Raw genomic sequence first — 25,794 nt, 5'->3', positions numbered from 1 at the left:
CCCGGTTGGGGGTATTCCGCGGCAATAAAAATGGGGGTTCCCGGGGCCGCTGCGGGTGGGGCGGGGCCTACGCCGGCTAAGCCGACACTGCTGGAACCACCGGCATATCCGCAATCCGATCGACCGCCAGCTTCGCGGCTCACGCCGCTCCTACAAATCGGCATTGCCGCCCAACTGGGCCGCGCTCCACACACCCGCTCCGTCCGCTAGACTTTTGCGTCGTTTCACCTGGACGCAACCATGACTGACCTGATTCCCGCCCTGCCCCAGCCCCGCATCCCGGTCGCCGGTGGCGGTACGTTCCCGGTGCACCGCATCTACTGCGTGGGCCGCAATTTTGCCGACCATGCCCGCGAGATGGGCGCGGCGGCACCAGCCTCGGCCAGCGAACGCGGCCAGCCGATGTTCTTCATGAAGCCCGCCGACGCCATCGTGGTCGGTGATGCAGCCACCCCCTATCCGCCCGCCACCGCCGATCTGCACCACGAAGTGGAGCTGGTCGTGGCGCTCGGCAAGGACGCGCCAGCCGGTGTGCTGGCCGTGGACCAGGCGATGGAACTGGTGCTGGCCTACGGCGTCGGCCTGGACCTGACCCGCCGCGACCTGCAGGCAGCCGCCAAGGCCAAGGGCGGCCCCTGGGATATCGCAAAGGGCTTCGATCATTCCGCGCCGGTCAGCGCCCTGGTGCTCGCCTCCGAGGTCAGCGACCTGGTGTCGTTGGAGCTCTCGCTGGAGATCAACGGCGAGCTGCGCCAGAAGTCCACGCTGGATCAGATGATCTGGAACGTCGCGGACATCCTGCATGAGTTGTCCAAACTCTACGCACTGCGTGCCGGCGACCTGATCTTCATGGGTACCCCAGCCGGTGTGGCCGCACTCCAGCCCGGCGACCGCTTCAGCGCACGCCTGGGGAAAATCGCACATTGCGAAGGTTTGATCGCCTGATGACATCCACTGGAGTAGTCTGCGCCAGCTCCCCTTCATGCATACCTAGGAAAAACACATGGGAATGATCAGCGAATTCAAGGAATTTGCGATGCGCGGCAACGTCATCGACCTCGCGGTCGGTGTCGTGATCGGTGCCGCATTCGGCAAGATCGTCACCTCGTTGGTCGAGAAGGTGATCATGCCGCCGATCGGCTGGCTGATCGGCAATGTCGATTTCTCGGCACTCGCTTGGACGCTGGCTCCGGCCAAGATCGGCGCCGACGGCAAGGAAATCCCCGCCGTGGTGATCGGCTATGGCGACTTCATCAATACGCTGATCCAGTTCGTCATCGTCGCCTTTGCGATCTTCATGCTGGTCAAGGTGGTCAACCGCCTGTCGCGCAAGAAGGAAGACGCGCCGGCTGCTGCGCCTGAGCCCAGCGAGGAAGTGCTGCTGCTGCGCGAAATCCGCGACGGCCTCAACAAGCACTGATCGATCATCATGCTTGCCAACAACGGCCGGGCCAACGCCCGGCCGTTGTCGTTTCAACGGCTTAGAACAACACCGTCATCGATGCCTGCGGGCTGACATAGGAGGCGCCGTTGCGCCCACCCGGAAGCGACGCCTGCACCCCGACCAGAAACCCGATCTGATGATTGATGTTGTACTCCAACGCAGGCGCGATACTGAAACTACGGCTCGCCCCATCATGCTGCCGGACCTGCTGGCGTTGCCCCGCAGCATCCAGGGCAGTGCCTTCGAGCAGGTCTCCTGATTCCCGGCTTGCGGTCAGATCCACGGCTAACGCCCAGGTCTGGTTGATGCTGTACTCCAGCCCCAGTGCCGCACTCAGCGCGGGTCCAGGGCTGACATGGCCACGAAAGCTGCGATCGGTGCCATACACACTGGCACCTTTGACCGACACGTCCCGCGGTGCCGGACTCCAGCGGGCCTGCCAGCGCCAGCGCAGCGGCCGCCCGTTGGGCAGCCAGTGATGGTTTTGCCCGATCAGCGACAAGTTGGTGCGCGACACACCACTGCCTTGGCCATTGAGCAGGTTGTCGCCCAGCTCGTCATAGCGCCCAGTCGGCAATGATTGACCAAGCATCACCGCAAGTGCGGCCTTGCTGTTCAAGGCATCACCTTCGCGGAACAGATAGCGCAGGCGTACCCCGCTGTCAGCCACTCGGAAACCATCGCTGTGCTGCCCACCTTGCGCACTTCTGGCGCTATCCAACACCAGCTCACCTGCCAGATGGTCGGTGATGCCGGCACTGAGCAGCAAGGTCAGCAGCGACAAGTCACTGGAATCCTTCAAGGCATGCCTATCGCCTTTGTCGTCATAGCGCCCGGTGGCATGCGTCTGTATCCAATAGGGCTGGGCGTAGAATCTTCCCTGCGGCAGAGTTGACGGCGACGGTGTCACCAATGGCCCGGTAAAGCGCACGTCCTCCAGCGAGTGCACCTGTGCCCATCCTGCGCTTGGCGCAAGCATCGCCATCAACAACGTCCCTGCAGCTCTGTTTCTCAATGTCATCAATACGTCCTGATTCATCCACCCGATCGGTGGAAAGCTCAGGCTCGCGCGCGGCGTATTGCTGCCGACACAGGAAAACCCCTGTTCACTCTGTAGCGGTTTTCACCTCACTATCGGCCTAAACGATCTGCCCGAACGCTGCCAGAGGTGAATCCCCCGCATCGGCCAAGCAGGCTTCCCCATACCAACTGGCACATTCCCCTACGACACGTCACTGTTACCCTGACTCGACAAATCACCTTGGAATTGACTATGCGCCGCCGTGCTCTTTCCCTTGCCCTTTTTCTGCTGTGCGCTTCGACTGCTGCCAACGCTGCGCCTACTCATATCCCGCAGCAGTCACTGGCCAAGGCTGGCGAACTGCGCGAGCAGGCATTGGCCGACAACACCGCATGGCGGGTAGTTGAATCGCTGACCACCGAAGTGGGTCCGCGCATGGCCGGCAGCGAAGCCGATGCGCGTGCAGTGGAATGGGCCAAGGCCAAGTTCAAGTCACTGGGATTCGACAAGGTGTGGACCGAGCCGGTCACCTTCCCGAAGTGGGAGCGTCGCAGCGAGCACGCCTCGGTGCTGGGCGCGCACCCGCAACCGTTGACCATCACCGCCCTCGGCGGTAGCCCGGCCGGCACGGTGGAAGCCGAAATCGTACGTTTCGACGGTCTGGATGCATTGAAGGCGGCGCCGGAAGGCTCGCTGGCCGGCAAGATCGCCTATGTCGACTTCACCATGACCCGCAAGCGGGATGGCGCTGACTACGGCATCGGCGGCAGCGTGCGCAGCCGTGGCCCGTCCGAAGCGATCCGCAAGGGTGCGGTCGGCTTCATCATGCGCTCGGCGGGCACCGATTCGCACCGCATGCCGCATACCGGCATCACCCGTTTTGACGAAGGCTTGACCCCGGTGCCGTCGGCTGCACTTTCCGGTCCCGACGCGGACCAGCTCAACCGTCTGGTCGCACGCGGCGCCACCCGTATTCGCATCGCGCTGGATTGCGGCTGGGACGGCACTTACACCTCGCAGAATGTAATCGGCGAAATCACCGGCCGCAGCCTGCCCAAGGAAGTTGTGGTGATCGGCGGTCACTTGGACTCTTGGGACCTGGGCACAGGTGCCATCGATGATGGCGCCGGAGTTGGCATCACCATGGCCGCTGGCCATTTGATCGGTCAGCTCAAGCAGGCGCCCAAGCGCACGATTCGCGTCATCGCCTTCGCCAATGAAGAGCAGGGGCTGTACGGCGGCAAGGCCTATGCAGCGGCACGTGTCGCGGCCGGCGAGGTCGTGCAACAGCACATCGCCGCCGAGAGCGACTTCGGCGCGGGGCGCATCTATGCCTTCAACACCGGGTCCGGCAATTCGGCGGAATCGCGTGAGGCTACCCGTCAGATCGGCGAGGCGTTGGCACCGCTCGGCATCGAGTACCGCGCCAACGAAGGTGGTCCAGGCCCCGACGTAGGCCCGCTGGCTGCCAAGGGCGGCGCCTGGGCGTGGCTGGCGCAGGACGGAACCGATTATTTCGACCTGCACCACACCCCGGACGACACCTTGGACAAGATCGACCCGAAGGCCCTTGCCCAGAACGTAGCGGCCTACACCGTGTTTGCCTATCTGGCAGCGGAGTCTGAAGGCAGCTTCGGCAGCGAAGCCAAGGATGTAGTGCCACCGCGGGAGTGATTCTTTTGCCGGATTGAAAGCAAGAAAGGCGCCCTGCGGCGCCTTTCTTGCTTTAGGTCTCTGTAGTGCCGAGCCATGCTCGGCAGAAGCTTCACAAGCAATGCCAAACCGTAGTGCCGAGCCATGCTAGGCAGTGCCGCTACCGGTAAAGCGCCTGCCGAGCATGGCTCGGCACTACGGTTTGGCATTGCTTGTGAAGCTTCTGCCGAGCATGGCTCGGCACTACCGTGCTGTTCAGCGCTGCTTGCGGCTGTTCCAGCTGGCCAGGAATACCGCGGTGGCCGAAGCCACATTCAGGCTTTCCACCGCGCCGCTACCCGGAATCGACAGGCGCAGATCACAGCTCTGGGCGAAGTCGCGGTCCATGCCTTCGCTTTCAGCACCCATCACGTAAACCATGCGGTCCGGCAGCTCTGCGGTGAACACGTTGTCGCCATCGGCAACCAAGGTCGCAGCCAGGCCGAAACCGGCATCACGCAGCTGCGCCACGGCCTGCGGCAACGCCGGCAGACGCACCAACGGCACCGACTCGGCGCCGCCTTCTGCCACGCGCGCTGCGGCGCCGGACAGGGCCAGCGTCGAGTCAGCCGGCAACAGGATCCCCTTGACCCCAAAGTGCGCGGCCGAGCGCAGGATCGCGCCGAAGTTGTGTGGGTTGCCTACGCCATCCAGCCACAAGGCCAGCGCCGGGCCATCCTGCAACGAGGCCAACCAGGTCGCCAACGGCAGCGGCTCCTGCTTCTGCACATCGGCCACCAGGCCTTCGTGGTGGGTGGTGGCGGCCAGCTTGTTGAGGTCGCCGTCGCCGACCACGCGGTAACCCACGCGGTTGGCCACACACCACTTCAGCACCGGCTGCAGGCGCGGGATCATGTCCTCGGCCAGATACAGCTTGCGCAACGCCTGCGGGCGCTTGGCAAACATCGCCTGTACGGCATTGACGCCGTACAGACGCATTTCATCACCGCCGCGTACCGGGACACCGTCGCCTTCACGTGCGGCCGAGGGTGCAGCCGGAATTGCGCGGGGTGGCCGCGAGGAAGGGCGACGGTTGTTCCAGGGGTTACTCACAGCGGTTCCTTTGAATTACTTCTTGCTACGCCAGAAATCAGCATTTTTGATGCCCAGTGCATCGGGGTCGAAGACCGGGTCCAGGCCCAGCTTCTTCTGCCGCTCATAGTCGGACAGTGCAAGCATGGCAGGCTTTTGCAGGATCAGGATCGCGATGACGTTCAGCCAAGCCATCAAGCCCACCCCGATATCGCCCAGTGCCCAGGCCATTTTCGCATTGTGGTACGCACCAAACACCACCATGCCCATGATGCCAAGGCGCAGCACCAGGGTCGCAGCCGGATGGGTGCGGTTGCTGCCAGCCAGGTAGGTCAGGTTGGTTTCGGCCATGTAGTAATAAGCCATGATCGTGGTGAAGGCGAAGAAGAACAGCGCCAGGGCCACAAAACCACCGCCCCAGCCTGGCAGCACCGACTCCACTGCCGCCTGGGTGAACAACGCACCTTCGGAGGGCTGCACGCCGGGTACGCCGGTGATGATGGCCTCGAGCTTGGTCACGCCGCCTTCGGTCACTTCGCGGAACACGTTGTACATGCCGGTCGACAGCACCAGGAACGCGGTCGAGGTGCAGACCAGCATGGTGTCGAAGTAGATGGCGAAGGCCTGCACGTAACCCTGCTTGGCCGGGTGCGAGACCTCGGCGGCAGCGGCGGCGTGCGGACCGGTGCCCTGGCCAGCCTCGTTGGCGTAGATGCCGCGCTTGACGCCCCAGGCGATGGCCTGGCCGATGATGCCGCCGAAAGCTGCGTGCGCACCGAAGGCGCTGGAGAAGATGTCCGAGAACATCGCCGGCACCTTGCTGGCGTTGAGCATCATCACCACGATCGCCATCAGAATGAAGCCCAGCGCCATGAACGGCACCACGACCTCGGCAAAACTGGCGATGCGCTTGACGCCACCAAAGATGATGATGCCCAGCAGTGCGGCCACGGCCAGGCCGATCCACAGCTTCACGCTGGCGGTACCGCCCACCGAGGCGCAGGCATCGGCACCGGTGCAGAGCACGTTGACCGCGCTGTCGGCGATGGCATTGGCCTGCACGCCCGGCAACAGGAAGCCGCCGGCGATGACGGTGGCGATGGCGAAGACCGCCGCGTACCACTTCAGGCCCATGGCTTTTTCAATGTAATACGCCGGACCGCCGCGGTAGCGGCCCTCGCCGTCCTTGACCTTGTAGATCTGCGCCAGGGTGCATTCCACGTAGGACGTGGCGGCGCCGAGGAAGCCCATCACCCACATCCAGAAGATCGCTCCGGGTCCGCCATAGGCAATGGCTGTGGCCACACCAGCGATGTTGCCGATACCCATGCGGCCCGCCATCGACATGGCCAGCGCCTGGAACGAGGACACGCCAGCGTCGGACTTCTCGCCGCGGATGGTAAGCCGGCACATCTCGGCAAAACCCCGGATCTGCATGAAGCGGGTACGCGCACTGAACCACAGACCTGCGCCCAGACACATGAAGATGAGCGCGTTACTCCAGATGATGCCGTTGATCGTTTCGACGATGGATTCCACGTAATTCCCCGGAAAGCTGAAAGGTAGCCAAAGCCCGGAATTCCGGGGCTGGCCGATTTTTCCACGATTAAGCCCGGTTGTGCAGGGCCACTACGTGGATTGCATCCAAGTCCTGATAAGTGCGAAGCAGCGCATGTCATGCAGCTGCCCGTCCTTGAGCACCGATTGGCGTTCGGTGCCCTCCTCCACGAATCCATTCTTCAACAGCACCCGCGCCGAGGCCGGGTTGCCGGCCATCACCTGCGCGGACAGCCGTGCCAGCGCCAGGGTATCCATCACCCACGGCACATAGGCGCCGACCACCGTGGTCATGATGCCCTGCCCCCAGTAGCGCTGGCCCAGCCAATAGCCCAGCGATGCCGAATGACGCCGCTCGTCCTTGCCCTGGGTCACGCCGATGCCCCCGCAGGCCCGGCCATCGATCTCCAGTGCAAACACCTGCCCCCGCAGGTCCAGCACCTGTCCACCGAGAAACGCCTCGCCATCGGCGCGGGTATACGGATAGGGAAAGCGCGTGCTCAGCCCCCGAGATACCCCTGCATCGTTGGCATGCTCGAGCAGCGCGTCCAGGTCCCCTGCCTGCCAGGGGCGTAACCGGACGCGACCGCCGAGCAGCGGCTCACGCATGGCCACCAACCGCTGGGGTTTCACGCTCGAGCTTCTCCAGCGCGTTGGCTACGGTTTCCGGCGACTTGGTATAGGGCGCCAGCAAGGCATAGAACGCCGGCACCACGAACAGCGACAGGAAGGTGGACACGCTGACACCGAAGATCACCACGATGCCGATGGTGGCCCGACTGGCCGAGCCGGGGCCGCCGGCAACCACCAAGGGAACCGCACCGACCACGGTCGCGATCGAGGTCATCAGGATCGGCCGCAGCCGCACCATCGATGACTCGACGATGGCCTGGTGCACAGTGCGGCCCTCGTCGCGCAGCTGGTTGGCGAACTCGACGATCAGGATGCCGTTCTTCGCCGCCAGGCCCACCAGCATGACGATGCCGATCTGGCTGAACAGGTTGAGCGTGCCCCCACTGAGGTACAGGCCGACGAAGGCGCCGAGCACACCCAGCGGCACGGTCAGCATGATCACCAGCGGGTGGATGAAGCTCTCGAACTGCGCGGCCAGCACCAGGTAAACCACCAGCAAGGCCATGGCGAAGGTCAGCAACACCGCGCTGCCTGCGCTCTGGTACTCGCGTGACTCGCCCTTCCAGTCGATCTGCGCGTATTCCGGCAGTTCCTCGGCGGCGACCTGTTTGGCCCAATCGATGGTTTCGCCCAGCGTATGGCCCGGTGCGACGTTGGCACTGATGGTGATCGAACGCAGGCGGTTGAAGCGATTGAGGCTGCCGGCCTCGGCCACTTCGCTGAGCGTGACCAGGTTGGACAGCGGCACCAGTTCACCGGAACGTGCACGCACCTGGATCGCCGACAGGTCGGCCGGCGAGGCCCGGCCTTCGCGACCGGCCTGCACCAGCACGTCGTACTCCTCGCCGTTGTCGACGAAGGTAGTGACGCGGCGTGAACCCATCATGGTTTCCAGCGCGCGACCGATGTCGGTGACCGAGATACCCAGGTCGGCCGCACGCTGGCGGTCGATGTTGACCCGCATCTGCGGCCGGGTTTCCTTGTAGTCCGAATCCGCGCCGACCAGACCGGGGTAGTCGGCCATGCGCTCCAGCAGGCGATCACGCCACTGGGCGATCTCCGCATATTCCGGGCCACCGAGCACGATCTGGAAGGGTTGGCCCATGCTGCGCACCAGGCCGCCACCGACCATCGTGCGCACGCGCACGCCACTGAGGTCGTTCAGTTCTTTCTGCAGGTCATTGGCCACATCCACCGTGGCTTCGCTGCGGTTGCGCCACGGCTGCAGGAATACGCTCATGCGGCCGGTATGCATTTCCTCGCTGTTACCCCAACCACCGGGTACGCGCGGATTGGCACGGACGATGGGTTCTTCCGGGCCGACGAAGCGCGAGACGATCTTCTCGACCTGCTGCACCTGCTCGACGGTGTAGTCGTAGCCAGCGCCTTCCGGACCATCGATCATGATCTGGAACGAACCACGGTCTTCGGCCGGCGCAAGCTCCGAGGGAATCAGCTTGAACAGGCCCCAGCTGGCGCCGAGCGCAGCCAACATCACCAAGCCAAAGATCCAGCTGCGCTGCACATGGCGATCCAGTACGCGGCCGTAGGCTGCCGACAAGCGCTCCAACTGACGGTTGATGAAGCCATGCAGGCGGCTGACCTTCTGCTCGCTGTGTGGCTTGAGCAGCTTGGACGCCATCATCGGCGTCAGCGTCAGTGCGACGAAGGCCGACAAGGCCACCGCTGCCGCCAGCGCCACCGCGAGCTCACGGAACAGGCGGCCGGTATTGCCCTCAAGGAAACCCACCGGCAGGAACACCGCCACCAGCACCGCAGTGGTCGCGATCACCGCGAACGCCACCTGCGCGGTACCGCGCTTGGCGGCCACCAACGGTGGCTCACCCAGATCGATGCGTCGCTGCACGTTCTCGACCACGACGATGGCGTCATCCACCACCAGGCCGATACACAGCACCAGCGCCAGCAGGGTGAACAGGTTGATCGAGAAGCCAAAGGCGAACAGCGCGATGAAGGCGGCGACCAGACACACCGGCACCGTCACCGCCGGAATCACTGCCGCGCGCAGGCTGCCCAGGAACAGCCAGATCACGATCAACACCAGGATCATGGCCTCGACCAGGGTGGCGTACACGCGCTCCACGGCAGCTTCAATGAAGGTGGTGTTGTCGAAGGCAACGAAGATCTGCGTGCCCTTGGGCAGGGTCTGGGCGATGCGTTCGGCTTCGGCGCGGGTATCGCGCGCCACGTCCAGCGCATTGGCGGTGGAGGTCTTGACGATACCCAGACCGATGCCCGGCTCGCCGTTGCTGCGGAAATAGGCGCGACGCTCGGACGAGGCCAGTTCAACCTTGGCCACATCGCCCAGGCGCACCACGTAACCGTCATTGCCCTTGCCCAGCGGGATGCTGGCGAAGTCGGCCGGAGCCACGTAGCTGCGCTCCACGCGCAGGGTGAAATCGCGGTCAGCCGATTCGATGCGGCCGGCTGGCAACTCCACGTTCTCGTTGCGCAGCGCGGTTTCCACTTCGTTGACGGTCATGCCGCGCGCGGCCAACTGGTCACGGTCCAGCCACACCCGCATCGCGTAACGCTGACGGCCGCCGATGCGCACCTGCGCTACGCCGTCGATGCTGGAGAAGCGGTCCACCACGTAGCGGTCGGCGTAATCGCTGAGCTCCAGCGTATCCATCACCGAGGACGACATGTTGAACCAGATGATCGGGTCGGCATCACTCTCGACCTTGGCGATCTCCGGCGGCCGCGCCTCTTCCGGCATGCGGTCGGCGACGCGGCTGACCGCATCGCGCACGTCGTTTGCCGCTGCTTCGATGTCGCGGTTGGCGTTGAACTCGATGCTGACCGAGGCACGGCCATTGGTGCTGCGTGCATTGATGGTATCGATGCCTTCGATACCGGCCAGCGCGTCCTCCAGCACCTGGGTGACGCGGCTTTCGATCACCGCCGCCGAGGCGCCGGTGTAATCCACCGACACCGAGACGATGGGCGGATCAATCGCCGGCAGCTCGCGCAGGGTCAGTCGGGTGAACGACATGATGCCCAGCACCAGCAGCAACAGGCTCATCACCACGGCCAGTACCGGCCGCTTGATCGAAAGATCGGACAGCTTCATCCGGCGGTCGCCATCTTGGTCGGTACGGTAACGTCTGCCGGTTTCGGCGGTGTGGCCGTGTCGGCGGCCTTGGCCGGCTTGTCATCCTGGATACGGATACCCGGGCGTAGCTTGCCGGTGCCATCGACCACGATGCGATCACCCGCCTTCAGCCCTTCGACGATTTCCACCACACCGGCACGGCGGGTACCAGCCTTGATGTCGGCGCGCTCAACGCTTTCATCCTGCTTGACCCGGAACACGTAAGAGTCGCGGCCTACCTGCACCACCGCGATTTCCGGAATCACCAGCGCATCGCGCTCGGGACGATACAGGCGCACGTCCAGCAACATGCCCGGGCGCAGCGCATGGTCGGCGTTGTCGAAATCGGCGCGGACGGTAATCGCGCGGCTGCCCGGATCGACCCGTGCGTCGATGGTGCTGACCGTGCCTTCAAACGTGCGCCCCGGGTAGGCGATGCTGCTGCCGCTGACCTTGTCGCCGTTCTGCAGCGAGGCCAGCTGGGCCTCGGGCACCTGGAAATCCACGTGCATGCGCGAGATGTCGTCCAGCGTGGCGATCGCGGTGGTCGGGGTGACCAGTGAGCCTGGGCTGACCTGGCGGATGCCCAATACGCCAGCGAATGGCGCACGCACGCTGCGGTCACCTATATCGGCGCGCATCTGCTGCACACGGGCCTCGGCGGCGTCACGGATGGATTGCTGGGTATCCAGGGTTGAATGCGCGACCAGCTGCTGCGCGGCCAGTTCGCGCTGGCGCTTGTAGAGCCGGTCGGCCTCGGCGAAGGTCGCCTGGGCCTGGGCCAGCGCAGCCTGCTGGGCCTGGCCGCGCAGCGTCACCAGGGGCGCACCGGTAGCGACCTGCTGGCCACTCTCGAAATGCACCTTGTCGATGATTTCGCTGACCTTGGCGGTGACGATGATGGATTCGCGCGCCTTGGCAGTGCCGTTGGCCTGCAGCGTGTCGCTCCACGGAGCGGATTCGACGACCTGGGTAGTGACCAGCACCGCACCGGCGGCTTGCCGTGGTGCCTCTGCGTTCTTGCGGTTGCATCCGGCCAACGCCAGCGCCAAGACAGTGCCACCCGCAACGGTGACGGCAAATCGCCCGAACATACGAAGCCCCATCTGATACACGATCAAGCAGTCTAGCGGTGGCAGATGACGACCGGATGTGCCGTTAGGGGGGGAGCGCCCCTATTGTGGGAACCCCTGTAGTGCCGAGCCATGCTCGGCAGGGGCCTGCGCGGGTCAGGCGAACGGCCTACCCCTCCCCAACCCTCCCCTCCGCCTTCGGCGCAAGGGAGGGGGCAGAAGCTGCAATTGCAGATGATTTCGGGGCTGACGGGGCGGTGGCTTCGCGGCTTATGCCGCTCCCACAAACGGCAACCCGCAACCGCGAACGCGCTGGCGACTCAGCGCAGCGCCTGCAGCACCTGCTCCACCATCGCCGGCACGCTGTCCGTGTCGGCCCGCAGGTGCAGCTCGGGGTTCTCTGGGGCTTCATACGGCGAGTCGATGCCGGTGAAGTTGGGGATCTTTCCGGCGCGGGCCTTGCGGTACAGGCCCTTCACATCGCGCGCTTCGGCCACTGCCAGCGGTACATCGACGAATACCTCGATGAACTCGCCATCCTCGAACCGTTCGCGTGCCATCTGCCGTTCAGCACGGAAGGGCGAAATGAAGCTGACCAGCACCACCAATCCCGCATCGGTCATCAGCCGCGCGACCTCGGCGACGCGGCGGATGTTCTCCACGCGATCCTCGTCGGTGAAGCCCAGGTCCCGATTCAAGCCATGACGGACGTTGTCACCATCCAGCAGGAAGGTATGTACCCCCTGCGCATGCAGACGCTTCTCCACCTGGTTGGCGACGGTGGACTTGCCCGCACCCGACAAACCGGTGAACCACAGCACCTTTGGCTGCTGGCCCTTGATCCGCGCCCGCGCGGCCTTGTCCACATCCAGATGCTGCCAATGCACGTTGCCAGCGCGACGCAAGGCGAAATCCAGGGTGCCGGCGGCGACGGTGGCATTGGTCTGGCGGTCGATCAGGATGAAGCCACCCAATGCCCGGTTCTGCGCATACGGGGCGAAGGCCACCGGCTCGTCCAGCGACAGATTGCAGTAGCCAACCTCATTCAGCTCCAGACGCTTGGCCGCCAGCCGCTCCTGCGTATTCACGTCAACGCGGTGTTTGATCTCACTGATGTTGGCCGCAACGGTGCGGCTGCCGATCTGCAGCCAGTACGGCCGGCCCGGCAACAAGGCAGCATCATCCATCCACAGCACATGGGCGGCGAACTGGTCGGCAACTTCCGGCGGATCACCCGCTGCGGCGATCACATCTCCGCGACTGACATCGACTTCATCGTCCAGGGTCAGCGTCACCGCCTGGCCGGTCGCGGCGACCGCCAGCGGTCCGTCCGGCCCCAGCACCTGCTTGACCGTGGAGCGGCGCGCCGATGGCAGCACCACCACCTCATCACCTACGCGCACCTGACCGGCAGCAATGGTGCCGGCAAAGCCACGGAAATCCTGGTTCGGTCGATTGACCCATTGCACCGGCAGGCGCAGCCCGCTGGCTGCGTCATGCGCGCTCAGTTCGACCGTATCCAGATGCTCGATCAGGCTGGGACCGCCATACCAGGGCATCGCCGACGAACGCGTGGACAGGTTCTGTCCTTCCAGCGCCGACAACGGAATGGCCTGCACGTTGGCAATGCCCAACTGCGCCGCAAGCGCCTGATAGTCGGCGACGATGCGCTCGAACACAGACTGGTCGTAATCGACCAGATCCATCTTGTTCACTGCCAACACCACCTGGCCGATGCCCAGCAGCGAGATGATGTAGCTGTGTCTATGCGTCTGCGTAAGCAGGCCCTTGCGCGCATCCACCAGCACCACTGCCACATCGGCAGTCGAGGCGCCGGTGGCCATGTTGCGGGTGTACTGCTCATGCCCGGGGCAATCGGCAACGATGTACTTGCGGCGATCGGTATCGAAGTAGCGGTAGGCCACGTCGATGGTGATGCCCTGCTCGCGCTCGGCGGCCAGGCCATCGAGCAGCAATGCGTAATCAATGCGCTCGCCCTGTGTGCCGTGACGGCGACTGTCTGCTTCCAGCGCGGACAGCTGGTCATCGAACAGCCGCTTACTCTCGTACAGCAGGCGGCCGATCAAGGTGCTCTTGCCATCGTCGACGCTGCCGCAGGTGATGAAGCGCAGTAGCGGCTTGGTTTCGTGGGTTTTGAGGTAGGCGGCGATGTCGGAAGAAGTGGTCACGGCGCTCATCAGAAATACCCTTCCAACTTCTTCTTCTCCATCGATGCGGACTGGTCGTGGTCGATCAAGCGGCCTTGCCGCTCGGAACTGGTGGAGACCAGCATTTCGGCGATGATCTTTTCCAGGGTGTCGGCTTCGGACTCGATTGCGCCGGTCAGCGGATAGCAGCCCAGCGTGCGGAAACGCACCTTGCGCAGCTGCGGCACTTCGCCAGGATGCAGCGGCAGGCGCTCGTCATCGACCATGATCAGGCTGCCGTCGCGTTCGACGACGGGTCGTTCCGCAGCGAGGTATAGCGGCACCACCGGGATGTTCTCGCGGTAGATATAGAGCCAGATGTCCAGCTCGGTCCAGTTGGACAGCGGGAACACGCGCACGCTCTCACCCTGGTGGATGCGGGCGTTGTACAGGTTCCACAGTTCGGGGCGCTGGTTCTTCGGGTCCCAGCGATGGCGGTCATTGCGGAACGAGAACACCCGTTCCTTGGCCCGTGACTTCTCCTCGTCGCGGCGCGCGCCACCGATGGCGGCATCGAACTTCCATTTATCCAGGGCCTGCTTCAGGCCCTGGGTTTTCATCACATCGGTATGCACGCTGGGGCCGTGGCTGACCGGGCCGATGTCGCGGGCGACGCCATCCGGGTTGATATGCACGCGCAGCTCGGTGCCGGTCTCGGCCACCCGCCGGTCGCGGAAGGCGATCATCTCGCGGAACTTCCAACGGGTATCCACATGCAGCAGCGGAATCGGTGGCACGCCCGGCGCGAACGCCTTCAGCAGCAGATGCAGCAAGACCGAGCTGTCCTTGCCCACCGAGTACATCAGCACCGGGTTGTCAAAGGCGGCGGCGACTTCACGCAGGATATGGATGCTTTCCGCTTCCAGGCGGTCGAGGTGGGACAGGGGTGCAGTGACGGTCATTGCGTGCCGGAATAAGGAGGCGGGGCCCGAAGGCAAGAGTAGCAGCGAAGCCGGGCGGGACTCCGGACTGTCCGCCGAGTGTGGAGGGGGCATTGCGCCGATTGAAATAAACGCAGGGCATGAAGCGATAACCGCTGCTCCTTTCCCCTGATAGCGCGCTGTACCTAGCATCGGTCATCCCTACCTAGACCGGAATGGAAATGACCGCCGCCGCCACCGTGCCACCCAGCCCCTTGCCCGAAGATCGCAGGGTCCTGCTGTCGCAACTGGTAGCCGGTCTGGATGGGAACAGCTTGTGGTGGCTGTCCGGGTTTGCCGCCGGGTTGGCGCAGGGTACCTCTCCCACTGCCCTTACCGTCATCTCCGGCGGCCAAGCCGCACAGCCAGCGCAAACCCGCCTGACCGTGGTCTATGGCAGCCAGACCGGCAACGCCCGCCGCGCCGCCGAGCAGCTTGCCGCCGAGGCCGCAGCAGCAGGCCTGCCGGTGCGGGTGGTCCGCGCCGATGCCTATGCCACACGCGAGCTGGCCAATGAGCGCCTGCTCTACATCGTCATCAGCACCCAGGGCGAAGGCGACCCACCGGATGACGCCATCGGTCTGGTCGAGTTCATCGCCGGCAAGCGTGCCCCCAAGCTGCCGGAACTGAAGTACGCCGTGCTGGGCCTGGGCGACTCCAGCTATGTGGAGTTCTGCGGCATCGCCCGCAAGCTCGACGCCCGCCTGGCCGAACTGGGCGCCACCCGCCTGCAGCCGGTCGGCGAGGCGGACCTGGATATCGACGTAGTCGCCGCGCCTTGGCAGGCGCTGGCGCTGGCCAATGCGCGCGAGGTGGTCGGCGAGGCCGTAGTTGCCGCGCCCAGCAATGTCACCCCGCTGCGCCATGCCGGCGCCTGGACCGCCCTGCACCCGTTCAGTGCCGAACTGCTGTCGCGCCAGGTCATCAGCGGCCGTGACTTCAAGGGCCCGGCCTATGCCAAATACGGCAATGCGGCCAAGTCGGTGCATCACCTTGAGCTTTCGCTGGAAGGCAGCGGCCTGCACTACGAACCCGGCGACGCGCTGGGCGTCGTCCACCGCAACCCGGCCGAGTTGGTCAAGGCTGTGCTGGACGTCACCGGCCTTGATGGCGCGCTGCAGATCGAACACGACGGCCACAGCCGGCCGCTGGCGCAATGGCTGGGCGAGCATCGCGAGCTGACCCGTATTTCGCGCCCGCTGCTGGCCTCGGTAGCCGAGCGCAGCGCGCATCCGGAGCTTGCCCGTCTGCTTGATCCGGCACAGAAGAGCGAGCTGGCCGCGGTGTTCGAAGACCATCAACTGGTCGACGTGCTGCGTCGCTGGCCAGCCGAGTGGAATGCCGACGCCCTGCTCGGCACCCTGCGCCCCGCCGCCCAGCGCCTGTATTCCATCGCCTCCAGCCGCAAGCGGGTTGGCGAAGAAGTACATCTGACCGTCGACGAACTGCGCTACCACGCCCATGGCAGCGAGCACGTAGGCGCCGCCAGCAGCTTTCTGACCGCACTGGAAGAAGGCGCGCAGCTGCCGGTCTACATCGAAGCCAATGAACGCTTCCGGGTACCGGCAGACAGCAGCCGCGACATCATCATGATTGGCCCGGGCACCGGCGTCGCGCCGTTCCGTGGCTTCGTGCAGGAGCGCGCGGAGATCGGTGCCACCGGTCGCAACTGGTTGTTCTTCGGCGCGCGTCATTTCAATACCGACTTCCTGTACCAGAGCGAATGGCAGGATGCACTGCGGCGCAAGGAACTGGATCGTCTGGATCTGGCGTTCTCGCGCGATCAGGCCGACAAGATCTACGTTCAGCAGCGCCTGCGTACCCGCGGCAAGGATTTGTACGACTGGCTGCAGAACGGCGCGCACCTGTACGTGTGTGGCGCCATCGCCATGGGCAAGGACGTGCATGCCGCGCTGCTGGATGTACTGCGCGAACACGGCGGGCTGGATGAAGACGACGCCCGCGACTATCTGACTCGACTGCACACGGAGGGGCGCTATGGACGGGATGTGTATTGAGTGTTGTTGGCCTGATGCTGCTGCCTGATGCAGCACCGGCTTCGCGGTTTACGCCGCTCCTACAATCTCTGATTCCAGATAGCGAAAAAATGAGCACCCACTCCGTTGAGAACATCAAGGCCGACAGCAACCGCTTGCGCGGCTCCCTGCTGGAAAGCCTGGCCGATCCTGTCACTGGCGCATTGCGCGAAGACGACCAGACCCTGATCAAGTACCACGGCAGCTACCAGCAGGACGACCGCGACGTGCGCGATGAGCGCCGCCGGCAGAAGCTGGAGCCGGCATACCAGTTCATGATCCGCACCCGCACCCCCGGCGGCGTGATCAGCCCCGAGCAGTGGCTGAAGCTGGACAGCATCGCCACCCGCTACGGCAACCATTCGCTGCGCATCACCACACGCCAGGCGTTCCAGTTTCATGGCGTGATCAAGCGCGAGCTGAAGGCGACCATGCAGGCGATCAACGCAGCGCTGATCGACACCCTGGCCGCCTGCGGTGACGTCAACCGCAACGTATTGGTTGCCGCCAACCCGCTGCTGTCCAGCGCGCACGCCACGCTGTATGCGGATGCCGCACGCACCTCCGAGCACCTGCTGCCCAACACCCGCGCCTATTACGAAATCTGGCTGGACGAAGAACGCGTGGCCGGCAGTGGTGCCGAGGAAGAGCCGATCTATGGCGCACGCTACCTGCCGCGCAAGTTCAAGATTGGCTTCGCGCTGCCGCCGCTCAACGACGTTGACGTCTATGCCAACGACCTGGGCTTCATCGGCGTGCTTGATGCCGACGGCGAACTGCTCGGCTACGACGTGACCATCGGTGGCGGCATGGGCGCCACCCACGGCGATGCCGAAACCTATCCGCGCATCGCCAACAGCGTCGGCTTCATCCCGCGCGACGCACTGCTCGATGTCGCCACTGCAACCGTCACCACCCAGCGCGACCTGGGCAACCGCGAACTGCGCAAGCGTGCCCGCTTCAAGTACACCATCGACGACCACGGCCTGGACACGGTCGTGGCCGAGATCGAGCGACGCGCGGGCATCCGCTTCGCGCCCTCGCGTGCTGCCCCATTCGACCACAGCGGCGACCGCTACGGCTGGGTCGAAGGCGACGACGGCCGCTGGCACCTGACCCTGTCGCTACAGGCCGGACGCATCGCCGATGTGGCTGGCGCCCCGCACCTGACCGCCCTGCGCGAAATCGCCCGCATCCTCGACGGCGAGTTCCGCATGACCGGCAACCAGAACCTCGTCATCGCCGGCGTGCCCGCCGCACAGCGCGCGCAGATCGACGCGATCGTGCAAAGCGCGGGGTTGGACATCGGCAATCGCGCCCCAACCGCACTGGCACGCGCCGCCATGGCCTGCGTCGCCCTGCCCACCTGCGGCCTGGCCATGGCCGAAGCCGAGCGCTACCTGCCGGACTTCAGCGCCAAGCTGCAGCCGCTGCTGGAACAGCATCAGCTGACCGACGCACCGATCCTGCTGCGCATTTCCGGCTGCCCGAATGGCTGCTCGCGCCCCTACCTGGGTGAGATCGCCTTGGTCGGCAAGGCGCCGGGCCGCTACAACCTGATGCTCGGTGCCGATCATCGCGGCCAACGTCTCAACACGCTGTACCGCGAGAACATCACCGAGCCGGAAATCCTCGACGCATTGGCGCCACTGTTCGCCCGCTATTCCGGTGAGCGCGATGGCAGCGAAGGCTTCGGTGACTTCCTGCACCGGGCCGGCATCGTCGCCCTTCCTCCCTACCCCACCCACCGCCAGATATCCGTGGAACTGCAAGCATGAGCGCCCTGCCCAAGACCTCTCACAACCCGTCGGTAACCCTGCCTGACGACCTGGGCCCGCTCAATACCCTGCTCGATTCGCTGGATGCGCAGCAGCGCGTGGAATGGGCACTGCAGAACGCGCCCGGCACGCATGTGCTGTCGTCGAGTTTCGGCGCGCAATCGGCGGTGACCCTGCATCTGCTCAGCAGCCAGCGCCCGGACATTCCGGTGATCCTGATCGACACCGGCTATCTGTTCCCGGAGACCTACCGCTTCGCCGACGAGCTTACCGACCGGCTCAAGCTCAACCTCAAGGTCTACCGCCCGCAGGTCAGCCGCGCATGGATGGAGGCGCGCCATGGCCGCTTGTGGGAACAGGGCGTGGTCGGCATCGAGCAGTACAACAACCTGCGCAAGGTCGAGCCGATGAAGCGCGCCCTGGACGAGTTGCAGGTAGGCACGTGGTTCACCGGTCTGCGCCGCAGCCAGTCGGCAAGTCGCGCCAATACGCCGGTTCTGCAGCGCCGTGGCGAGCGCTTCAAGGTCAACCCGATCGCCGATTGGAGCGATCGCGACGTGTGGAAGTACCTACAGGAGCACAAGCTGCCCTACCACCCGCTGTGGGAACAGGGCTACGTCTCCATCGGCGACTACCACACCACCCGCCGCTGGGAAGCCGGCATGCGCGAAGAAGACACCCGCTTCTTCGGCCTGAAGCGCGAGTGCGGCCTGCACGAAGAGATCTAACCGAAGCAATGTAGTGCCGAGCCACGCTCGGCAGAGGATTCACCGATAACGCCCGAGCGCAGCACTGCTGCGCACGGCAAAAGCCGCCCTCACCCCAACCCCTCTCCCGCAAGCGGGAGAGGGGCAAATCCCGTAGTGCCGAGCCATGCTCGGCAGAGGCCTCACCGGTAAAGCCCCAGCGCAGCACCGCTGCGCACTGCAAAAGCTGCCCTCACCCCAACCCCTCTCCCGCAAGCGGGAGAGGGGCAAATCCCGTAGTGCCGAGCCATGCTCGGCAGAGGCGTCACCGGTAAAGCCCCAGCGCAGCATGGCTGCGCTCTACCAATCCTGCATTTCACCGCCAGCGGTGAATGCCGAAACTCAGTACCGATAATCCAGCTTCAACCAGAACGAACGCCCCGGCTCATTGATCCGCACCGGATCTGCCGGAAAGCCGAAATCCGCACTGCCGGCCAGATTCAGATGCTCGGCATAGGCGCGGTCGAACAGGTTGTCCACGCCCACACTGGCACGCAGCCCGTCATTGATCCGATAGGCGCCATTGAGTGACAAGGTCGCAAAGCCCGCACTCGGGCCCAGGTCCCGCGCGACAACGTTGCCCTCATCCTGGGCCACTCGGTTCTGCCGGCTGACCGCACGCAACAATGCCCCCACCGACCACCGCGCCTGTTCGTACGATGCAGAGAAGCGCCCTTCCAACGGAGGAATCTGTGGCAACGGTCGGTTCTCGCTGCGGTTCTCACCCCAGGCATAGGCCAGCGTACTGCCCAGCTTCCATGCCTGCGTCGGCCGCCACTCCAAGCCCGCTTCCGCGCCGGCGATACGTGCATCCACATTGTTGGCCTGGGTGCTGCTACCCATCATGCCGCCGCTGCGGTACTGGAACAGGATGTAGTCCTGCAGGCGACCGGCATACGCCGACACCCAGGCATCGAGCTTTTCGCTACGGAACTGCAGCCCTAGGTCCAACTGTGTGGTCTGTTCCGGCTTCACGCCCGAGAACGCATTCTTGCTGCCGGCCGGCCCGGCATTGGCCGAGAACAACTCCCAGTAATCAGGCATGCGCTCACTGTGGCCGATACCTGCGTACCAGGTCCAGGCCTGACCATGATCCCGCTCATAGCGCGCGAAGCCGCTGCCGAGATGCTCCTTACGCTGTTGCCCCGCAGTTGGATTTGGCATGCTCATCATGCCGGTCGTCGCCCGCCGATCCTTGACCGTCGCCTTGTCCAGACGCAGGCCGCTGATCCAGCGCTGTGGCGTGCCTTCGCCCAAGGTCAGCTCGGTGAACACACCCTGGCTGCTGAAGTCGGCATCACGTTTCCAGGCCGACTGCTGCCAGGTATTGCGTCCCATGCCATTGCGGCTGCGATGGCGGCTGTCCTGCGCATCGATGCCGGCGACGACAGCCACCTCCTGCCAGCGCCATTCGCTGCTGACACGGCCGCCGCTGGTGCGCCGCTCCACATTCGAAGCCATCGGCATCGGCATGCTGCTGGCCGGGTTGGGTGTGCGCAGCGTGTAGTTATCCATCAGGTGATCTGCATTGTTGTAATACAGATTGGCCTGCAGCTTGTCCCACGCGCCCGGCAGGTTGTCGCGCTCGAAACGCAGGCCATAACTGTCACGTTTGAAGGCTGCGCCATCCATGCCACGCCCGGCGTAACGGGCAATCGCATCACCCGTACCAGCGGTGAGCTCCACCACGGTGTCAGCATCCGGTGTCCAACCGATGGCAGCATCGGCGTTCCACTTGCGCCAACGCGAGGGCACCACATCGCCGTTGCCATCGCGGTAGTCGTCGGACTCGGAACGGTTGCCGTTGACCCGCACATAGCCCGGCGTGCTGCCAACGCTCGCATCCAGCATCTGGTCGTTGCGGTTGTTGGAACCGGCCAAAGCGCTGGCTTTCAGCTCCATGCCCGGGCTGTCGAAGCGCGGCGTCTCGCGCTCGAAGCGCACCGTGCCAGCGGAGGCACCTGCGCCCCAGCGCACGCTCTGCGGGCCCTTGATGACGGTCAGCCGGTCATAGGTTTCAGGCGCGATGTAGGACAAGGGGTTGTCCATCCGTGACGGACAGGCACCGATCATTGTTCCGTCATTACTGAGGATGTTCAGTCGCGAACCGGACATGCCGCGCAACACGGGGTCGCCGTTGGTCCCGCCATTACGGATCGCCGAAAAGCCCGGCACGGTCTTGAGGTAATCGGCGCCGTCGCTGGCAGGCACAGGCTGCCGCGGCAGACGTGGATCGGTAACCCATTGCAGCGGCGAGGACGGCGCCGCGGCGATGACCACCAAGGTATCCAAGGTTCGGGTCAGATCACGCTCGGCGGCAACCGCGAGATGGGGGAACAGCGCCATGCAGACACAGACGGACAGGCACGCGGGAGCACCCAGCGTGCGGGAAAGGAATTTCATTTGGTTCTCCAATACGACACAACCACGCGTTGCCAGATGGCAGCGCGCGGCAAACAGAAAAGGTGGCGTTATCTGGAGAGCACCGGCGGCCCGCGCGGCGGATGCGCCGGCCAGCGCAGGCTGGCAGGAACAAGCGTCTTTCGGGGAGATTGTGGCGCAAGCCGATACAGCAGCGGTGCCAGTACCAGGATCACCGCCAGCCATGGCAGCAGGCGCGAGGCCATCGTGCAGTAATCGCAGGCCTCGCCATGGGCAGCGTGGTGGTCGGCTGGCGTCGGGGCCGGCTTCACTTCTGTCGCTGCAAGCGCAGGAGCTGCATGCGACATGTGCTGCATGTCGTGATGGCCTGCATGCGGATCTACAGGCATCTGCATCGCGGCCTCATGCGCGGCATGATCCATTGCACTCATCGGCAGCTGCTGCGATTGCAGCCAGCGGCTGACCACCGGCGCCACTGCCATCAACAAGGCAGCGGCAAAAGCCAGCAGGAGCACAAAGGATTGGAAGCGAAGCGAGCGCATGACCCGCCCATTTTATCGGCATGGCAGTAATGGGGTCGCCGCACAGGGTGCGACCGTTTGCCGCATGACCGCCGCCCTGTAGTGCCGAGCCATGCTCGGCAGAGGCCTTCCAAGCAACGGATCAGCACAACAGCTGCTGTAGGAGCGGCGTAAGCCACGAAGCTGACTTCAATGGAATCGCAGGCATTGCTGCATTCGGATGCATCGTCAGCTTCGCGGCTTACGCCGCTCCTACAGGATTCGAAAAAATCGACGGATGAAGCGTCAGCGAAGCCTGGCCGACTGCAGGCCTTCAACGAAATCGCGCACAGCCCGCGCCGCCGGTGAAGGACATGCCTGCAGGAGGAGATGAGGGCCTGCGATGCTCCTGACAGTCGCTTGCTTGATCGCCGACAGAATAAGCTCACCGGCACCTGGCATGATCAGGCGATCACTCTCCGCTCGCAGATACAACACCGGCAAGGTGACGCGTGTCAGCAAAGCCGACACATCCGCCTGCATTGCAAGCGCCGCACGTTGCCGCAACACGTTTGGATGCACTTCAAGCAAGGCCCGTTCGAGCGCAAGGTTCAATGCCGGGGTTGCCCAGCGACCCAGCAACCACCAGGACAGCAAGGCCAGCGGCAACGCGCGGACAGGCGCAAAACGCGTCAGCGGTGCCAACGGCGAGAAGAACGGCAGCGGCGTGCGTGCGAAGGTTGTGGACAATACCAAGCCAACCAGATTAACCGGTGGATCAGCTGCGATGGACAGCGCTATAGGACCGGAAAAGGATTCGCCCAACAGCACGAAGGGAACATCGCTTGGCAACGCAGCCTTGACCAGCACCTCCAACGCCGCGTAGTCCAACGCCTTGTCTGGCGGATATCGCAGCACCGTCACCGGCCCAAACACATCACCCACGCAGGCGACAAACTGCGCATGCAGTGCCGACGTGCCATCGAGGCCGGGCAGGATTACCAGTGCGGTCACCCCGCCCGTCTCATTCAGACCGTAATCGTCTGCGTCAACGATTCCCAGGTCGGCGGCACCGGCCAATCGGCCTGCTGGTTGCCGTCCAATACCCGGCGCAGGTCGCGCTTGTCGATCTGCGGTGCAAGCACGTGCACCAACTCCAAGGCGTAATCGCGCAATACGCGGTCGCGCGGCAATACAGCCCACGCGATGCACTCGGGAATCGATGCCGGTGCAGGCCAGGCGCGCAGGTCGGTGTCGTTGGCGCTTACCGCCATTTCCGCGAGCAGGCCAACGCCCAGTCCGGTGCGCACATAGGTCTTGATCAGATCCGCGTCCAACGCGGTCAAGGTCAGGTCAGGCTCCAGATCCAGCGCGGCAAATGCACGACGCAGCGAGGAACTGGTGCGGGTGGAAGATTCATAGCTGATCAACGGATGGCTGGCCAATGCGGCCATGTCCGGGGTTACCCCGGCACGATCCAGCGGGTGGCCCTTGGGCACCAGCACCAACCTGCGCCAGCGATACAGCGGCACGGCAATACCGGTGCTCGGTTCGCCACCTGCAGTACTGATGATGGCGATATCCGCATCGCCTTGGCTCAGCAGATCCAGTGCATCGCTTTCAGCGGCCTGCTGTAGATGCACGCTTACCTGCGGATAGGCCAACTTGATGCGCGCAACCGCAGGCGGCAACACGAAGCGTGCCTGCGTGTGGGTCGTGGTCAGGATCAGCTGGCCGTGGCTTTCGCGGCGCTGGTTGGCTGCGTAGGTGCGGATGTTGTTGGCTTCGGACAATACGCTGCGCGCGCGGTTGATCACTTCCTCGCCGGCCGGCGTTACCGACTCTAGACTTCTTCCTTTTCTGACAAACAACAGGAAACCCAACTCGTCTTCAAGCTGTTTGAGCTGTTTCGACAACCCCGGCTGGGTGGCATGCACCCGTGTCGCGGCGAGCGTGATGTTCAGCTCGGCATCGGCAATAGCAACCAGGTAACGCAGTTGGGTAAGTGTCATCGCAGTGTTGGAGAGAGATCTTCAGTAAGGAACTGTGAAGAATGTAGGCCAAAACGGTCTCGATACTTATAACCTAAAGTTATCTGACGTGGGGCGGTTTTCATTTCCGGCGCTGCGGGGCCGGCGCTACGGTCACGGTCCTTACTCCGACTACCTCCGCCATCGCCTTGGACAGCCCCTTGTTTCCCCTGTTTGCCGACCTCAAGGGTCGGGCCGTGCTGGTCGTTGGCGGGGGCGCGGTGGCCGAGCGAAAAACCGAGGCGTTGCTGCGTGCTGGCGCCCTGCCCCGGGTCGGCACACCGGCCTTGAGCCCGGCGCTGCAGCAATTGGCCGATGCCGGCCGCATCCAATGGTTGAATGGTCAGTTTGATCCGGCCTGGCTGGATCAATCAGTCTGGCTGGTGATTGCCGCCACCGACGACAATGCCATCAATCGCGCCGTCGCCGAGGCTGCCGAGGCGCGGCGGCTGTTCGTCAATGTGGTGGACGATGCTGCGCTGTCTGGTTTCCACGTGCCTGCGGTGGTCGAGCGCGGGCCGCTGCAGATCGCCATTTCCAGCGGCGGTGGCGCGCCGATGGTCGCGCGGCATGTGCGCCGCCAGATCGAGGAACTGTTTGATCAGGCCTGGGGCCAGTTGGCGCAGCTGGTCAGCCGCAAGCGCGGGTTGATACGCGAGCGTTTCCCCGAGTTGGCCGCGCGCCGTCGCTTCTTCGACCGGCTGATTGAAGGCCCGCTGCTCGGCCTGCTGCGCGCACGCCAGTCGATTGCTGCCGAAACCCAGCTGTTGATGGACCTCGCGGCCGAAGCGCCAGTTCATCCTGGCTCGGTGGTACTGGTTGGCGCAGGCTCCGGTGATCCCGGCCTGCTCACCCTCAACGCGCTGCGCGCACTGAATCAGGCCGATGTGATCCTGCATGACCGTCTGGTCAGCGCCGAGGTATTGCAGCTTGCGCGGCGCGATGCCGACTTCATCGAGGTTGGCAAATCCGCACAGGGCCGCAGCACCGCGCAGGAGCATATCCATGCGCTGATGCTTGAACATGCCCGCGCCGGCAAGCGCGTTGTACGGCTCAAAGGCGGCGATGCCTTCGTGTTCGGTCGTGGCGGCGAAGAACTGCAGTTCCTGCGCAGCCATGGCATCGCCTTCGAAGTGGTGCCCGGCATCACCGCGGCGCTGGCCTGCGCCGCCTATGCCGGCATTCCGCTGACACACCGCGATCACGCCCAGCAGCTGCGGCTGGTGACCGCACACTGCAAGGACTCGCTGGATACGCTGGATTGGCCGGCGCTGGCAGCGCCGCGGCAGACGCTGGTGTTCTATATGGGCGTGGCCGCGTTGGCGCAGATCCGCAGCCACCTGCTCGGCGCCGGTTTGGCCGCCAGCACGCCATTTGCTCTGATCGAAAATGGCTCGCGCGCCGACCAACGGGTAGTCAGCGGGCAACTGCGCCAGCTACCCGAGGCCGCCGCCCAGCACCAGGTGAAGTCACCGGCACTGCTGATCCTCGGCGACGTGGCGGCGCTGGCCGATGAACTGCATTGGTTCGGCGACGCCCCGCTGCACGCAGCGCCCACTGTTTCCTCACTTTCCGCAAAGACAGCACCGCCCACACTGGCCGACGCCGCCTGACCACCTCCCCGGAGA

The 25,794-nt window shown here is 64.4% G+C and carries 19 protein-coding genes; 7 read left to right on the top strand and 12 right to left on the bottom strand.

What is annotated here, in order from left to right; translation table 11 throughout:
- Positions 1-240 precede the first annotated feature (240 nt).
- Together ACVOLS_RS08915 and mscL are read left to right on the top strand one after the other, a co-directional pair.
- On the top strand, positions 241-945 hold the full coding sequence (locus tag ACVOLS_RS08915; RefSeq protein WP_481545341.1) for a fumarylacetoacetate hydrolase family protein: 705 nt from the start codon (positions 241-243) through the stop codon (positions 943-945).
- A 58-nt stretch (positions 946-1,003) separates the two neighbouring features.
- Positions 1,004-1,420 carry a large-conductance mechanosensitive channel protein MscL gene (gene mscL, locus ACVOLS_RS08910; protein WP_481545340.1) on the top strand — a complete coding sequence of 139 codons (417 nt, stop codon included), beginning with the start codon at positions 1,004-1,006 and terminating at the stop codon, positions 1,418-1,420.
- Positions 1,421-1,481: 61 nt separating this feature from the next.
- Here mscL and ACVOLS_RS08905 read toward each other — a convergent pair whose 3' ends face one another.
- Positions 1,482-2,465: a hypothetical protein gene (locus ACVOLS_RS08905; RefSeq protein ID WP_481545339.1), complete on the bottom strand. Its 984-nt coding sequence runs from the start codon at positions 2,463-2,465 to the stop codon at positions 1,482-1,484.
- A gap of 252 nt (positions 2,466-2,717) precedes the next feature.
- On the opposite strand from ACVOLS_RS08905, the gene ACVOLS_RS08900 reads away from it, so the two are divergent.
- On the top strand, positions 2,718-4,139 hold the full coding sequence (locus tag ACVOLS_RS08900) for a M28 family peptidase (RefSeq protein WP_481545338.1): 1,422 nt from the start codon (positions 2,718-2,720) through the stop codon (positions 4,137-4,139).
- Between the two features lie 234 nt (positions 4,140-4,373).
- Here ACVOLS_RS08900 and ACVOLS_RS08895 read toward each other — a convergent pair whose 3' ends face one another.
- The 7 genes from ACVOLS_RS08895 to cysD form a co-directional block, all read right to left on the bottom strand.
- A complete protein-coding gene (locus ACVOLS_RS08895) occupies positions 4,374-5,210 on the bottom strand; it encodes a TrmH family RNA methyltransferase (protein ID WP_481545337.1) in 837 nt (278 codons plus the stop codon).
- A 15-nt stretch (positions 5,211-5,225) separates the two neighbouring features.
- A complete protein-coding gene (locus ACVOLS_RS08890) occupies positions 5,226-6,671 on the bottom strand; it encodes an alanine/glycine:cation symporter family protein (RefSeq protein ID WP_481545343.1) in 1,446 nt (481 codons plus the stop codon).
- Positions 6,672-6,818: 147 nt separating this feature from the next.
- Positions 6,819-7,355: a GNAT family N-acetyltransferase gene (locus tag ACVOLS_RS08885; protein ID WP_481545342.1), complete on the bottom strand. Its 537-nt coding sequence runs from the start codon at positions 7,353-7,355 to the stop codon at positions 6,819-6,821.
- Positions 7,348-10,473, bottom strand: coding sequence for an efflux RND transporter permease subunit (locus ACVOLS_RS08880; RefSeq protein ID WP_481545336.1), 3,126 nt, complete (start codon positions 10,471-10,473; stop codon positions 7,348-7,350). The genes ACVOLS_RS08885 and ACVOLS_RS08880 overlap by 8 nt, the downstream gene beginning before the upstream one ends.
- Entirely contained in the window at positions 10,470-11,588 is a 1,119-nt protein-coding gene (locus ACVOLS_RS08875; protein WP_481545335.1) for an efflux RND transporter periplasmic adaptor subunit, read from the bottom strand. Before ACVOLS_RS08875 ends, ACVOLS_RS08880 begins: the two co-directional genes overlap by 4 nt.
- Before the next feature lie 299 nt (positions 11,589-11,887).
- The gene (gene cysN, locus ACVOLS_RS08870; RefSeq protein WP_481545334.1) at positions 11,888-13,765 is read right to left on the bottom strand and encodes a sulfate adenylyltransferase subunit CysN; all 1,878 of its coding nucleotides are present in this window, start codon (positions 13,763-13,765) and stop codon (positions 11,888-11,890) included.
- Positions 13,765-14,676: a sulfate adenylyltransferase subunit CysD gene (gene cysD / locus ACVOLS_RS08865; RefSeq protein ID WP_481545333.1), complete on the bottom strand. Its 912-nt coding sequence runs from the start codon at positions 14,674-14,676 to the stop codon at positions 13,765-13,767. The genes cysN and cysD overlap by 1 nt, the downstream gene beginning before the upstream one ends.
- A 200-nt stretch (positions 14,677-14,876) precedes the next feature.
- On the opposite strand from cysD, the gene ACVOLS_RS08860 reads away from it, so the two are divergent.
- The 3 genes from ACVOLS_RS08860 (at position 14,877) to ACVOLS_RS08850 (ending at position 19,236) form a co-directional block, all read left to right on the top strand.
- Positions 14,877-16,712, top strand: a complete 1,836-nt coding sequence (locus tag ACVOLS_RS08860) for an assimilatory sulfite reductase (NADPH) flavoprotein subunit (protein ID WP_481545332.1) — start codon at positions 14,877-14,879, stop codon at positions 16,710-16,712.
- 89 nt (positions 16,713-16,801) lie between these two features.
- Positions 16,802-18,508, top strand: coding sequence for an assimilatory sulfite reductase (NADPH) hemoprotein subunit (cysI, locus tag ACVOLS_RS08855; RefSeq protein WP_481545331.1), 1,707 nt, complete (start codon positions 16,802-16,804; stop codon positions 18,506-18,508).
- Positions 18,505-19,236 carry a phosphoadenylyl-sulfate reductase gene (locus tag ACVOLS_RS08850; RefSeq protein ID WP_481545330.1) on the top strand — a complete coding sequence of 244 codons (732 nt, stop codon included), beginning with the start codon at positions 18,505-18,507 and terminating at the stop codon, positions 19,234-19,236. Before cysI ends, ACVOLS_RS08850 begins: the two co-directional genes overlap by 4 nt.
- A 360-nt stretch (positions 19,237-19,596) precedes the next feature.
- Here ACVOLS_RS08850 and ACVOLS_RS08845 read toward each other — a convergent pair whose 3' ends face one another.
- From ACVOLS_RS08845 to ACVOLS_RS08830, 4 genes are all read right to left on the bottom strand, one after another.
- Positions 19,597-21,657: a TonB-dependent copper receptor gene (locus tag ACVOLS_RS08845; RefSeq protein ID WP_481545329.1), complete on the bottom strand. Its 2,061-nt coding sequence runs from the start codon at positions 21,655-21,657 to the stop codon at positions 19,597-19,599.
- A gap of 68 nt (positions 21,658-21,725) precedes the next feature.
- Entirely contained in the window at positions 21,726-22,178 is a 453-nt protein-coding gene (locus ACVOLS_RS08840; protein ID WP_481545328.1) for a hypothetical protein, read from the bottom strand.
- A 264-nt stretch (positions 22,179-22,442) separates the two neighbouring features.
- Positions 22,443-23,150: a serine aminopeptidase domain-containing protein gene (locus ACVOLS_RS08835; RefSeq protein ID WP_481545327.1), complete on the bottom strand. Its 708-nt coding sequence runs from the start codon at positions 23,148-23,150 to the stop codon at positions 22,443-22,445.
- Positions 23,151-23,164: 14 nt separating this feature from the next.
- Positions 23,165-24,148 carry a LysR family transcriptional regulator gene (locus tag ACVOLS_RS08830; RefSeq protein WP_481536446.1) on the bottom strand — a complete coding sequence of 328 codons (984 nt, stop codon included), beginning with the start codon at positions 24,146-24,148 and terminating at the stop codon, positions 23,165-23,167.
- A 179-nt stretch (positions 24,149-24,327) separates the two neighbouring features.
- Here ACVOLS_RS08830 and cysG point away from each other — a divergent pair, with 179 nt between their 5' ends.
- Positions 24,328-25,779, top strand: coding sequence for a siroheme synthase CysG (gene cysG / locus ACVOLS_RS08825; protein ID WP_481545326.1), 1,452 nt, complete (start codon positions 24,328-24,330; stop codon positions 25,777-25,779).
- Positions 25,780-25,794 lie beyond the last annotated feature (15 nt).

It is taken from the genome of Stenotrophomonas sp. STEN038 (assembly GCF_056759895.1).
This window is presented reverse-complemented; position numbering and strand designations above follow the sequence as displayed.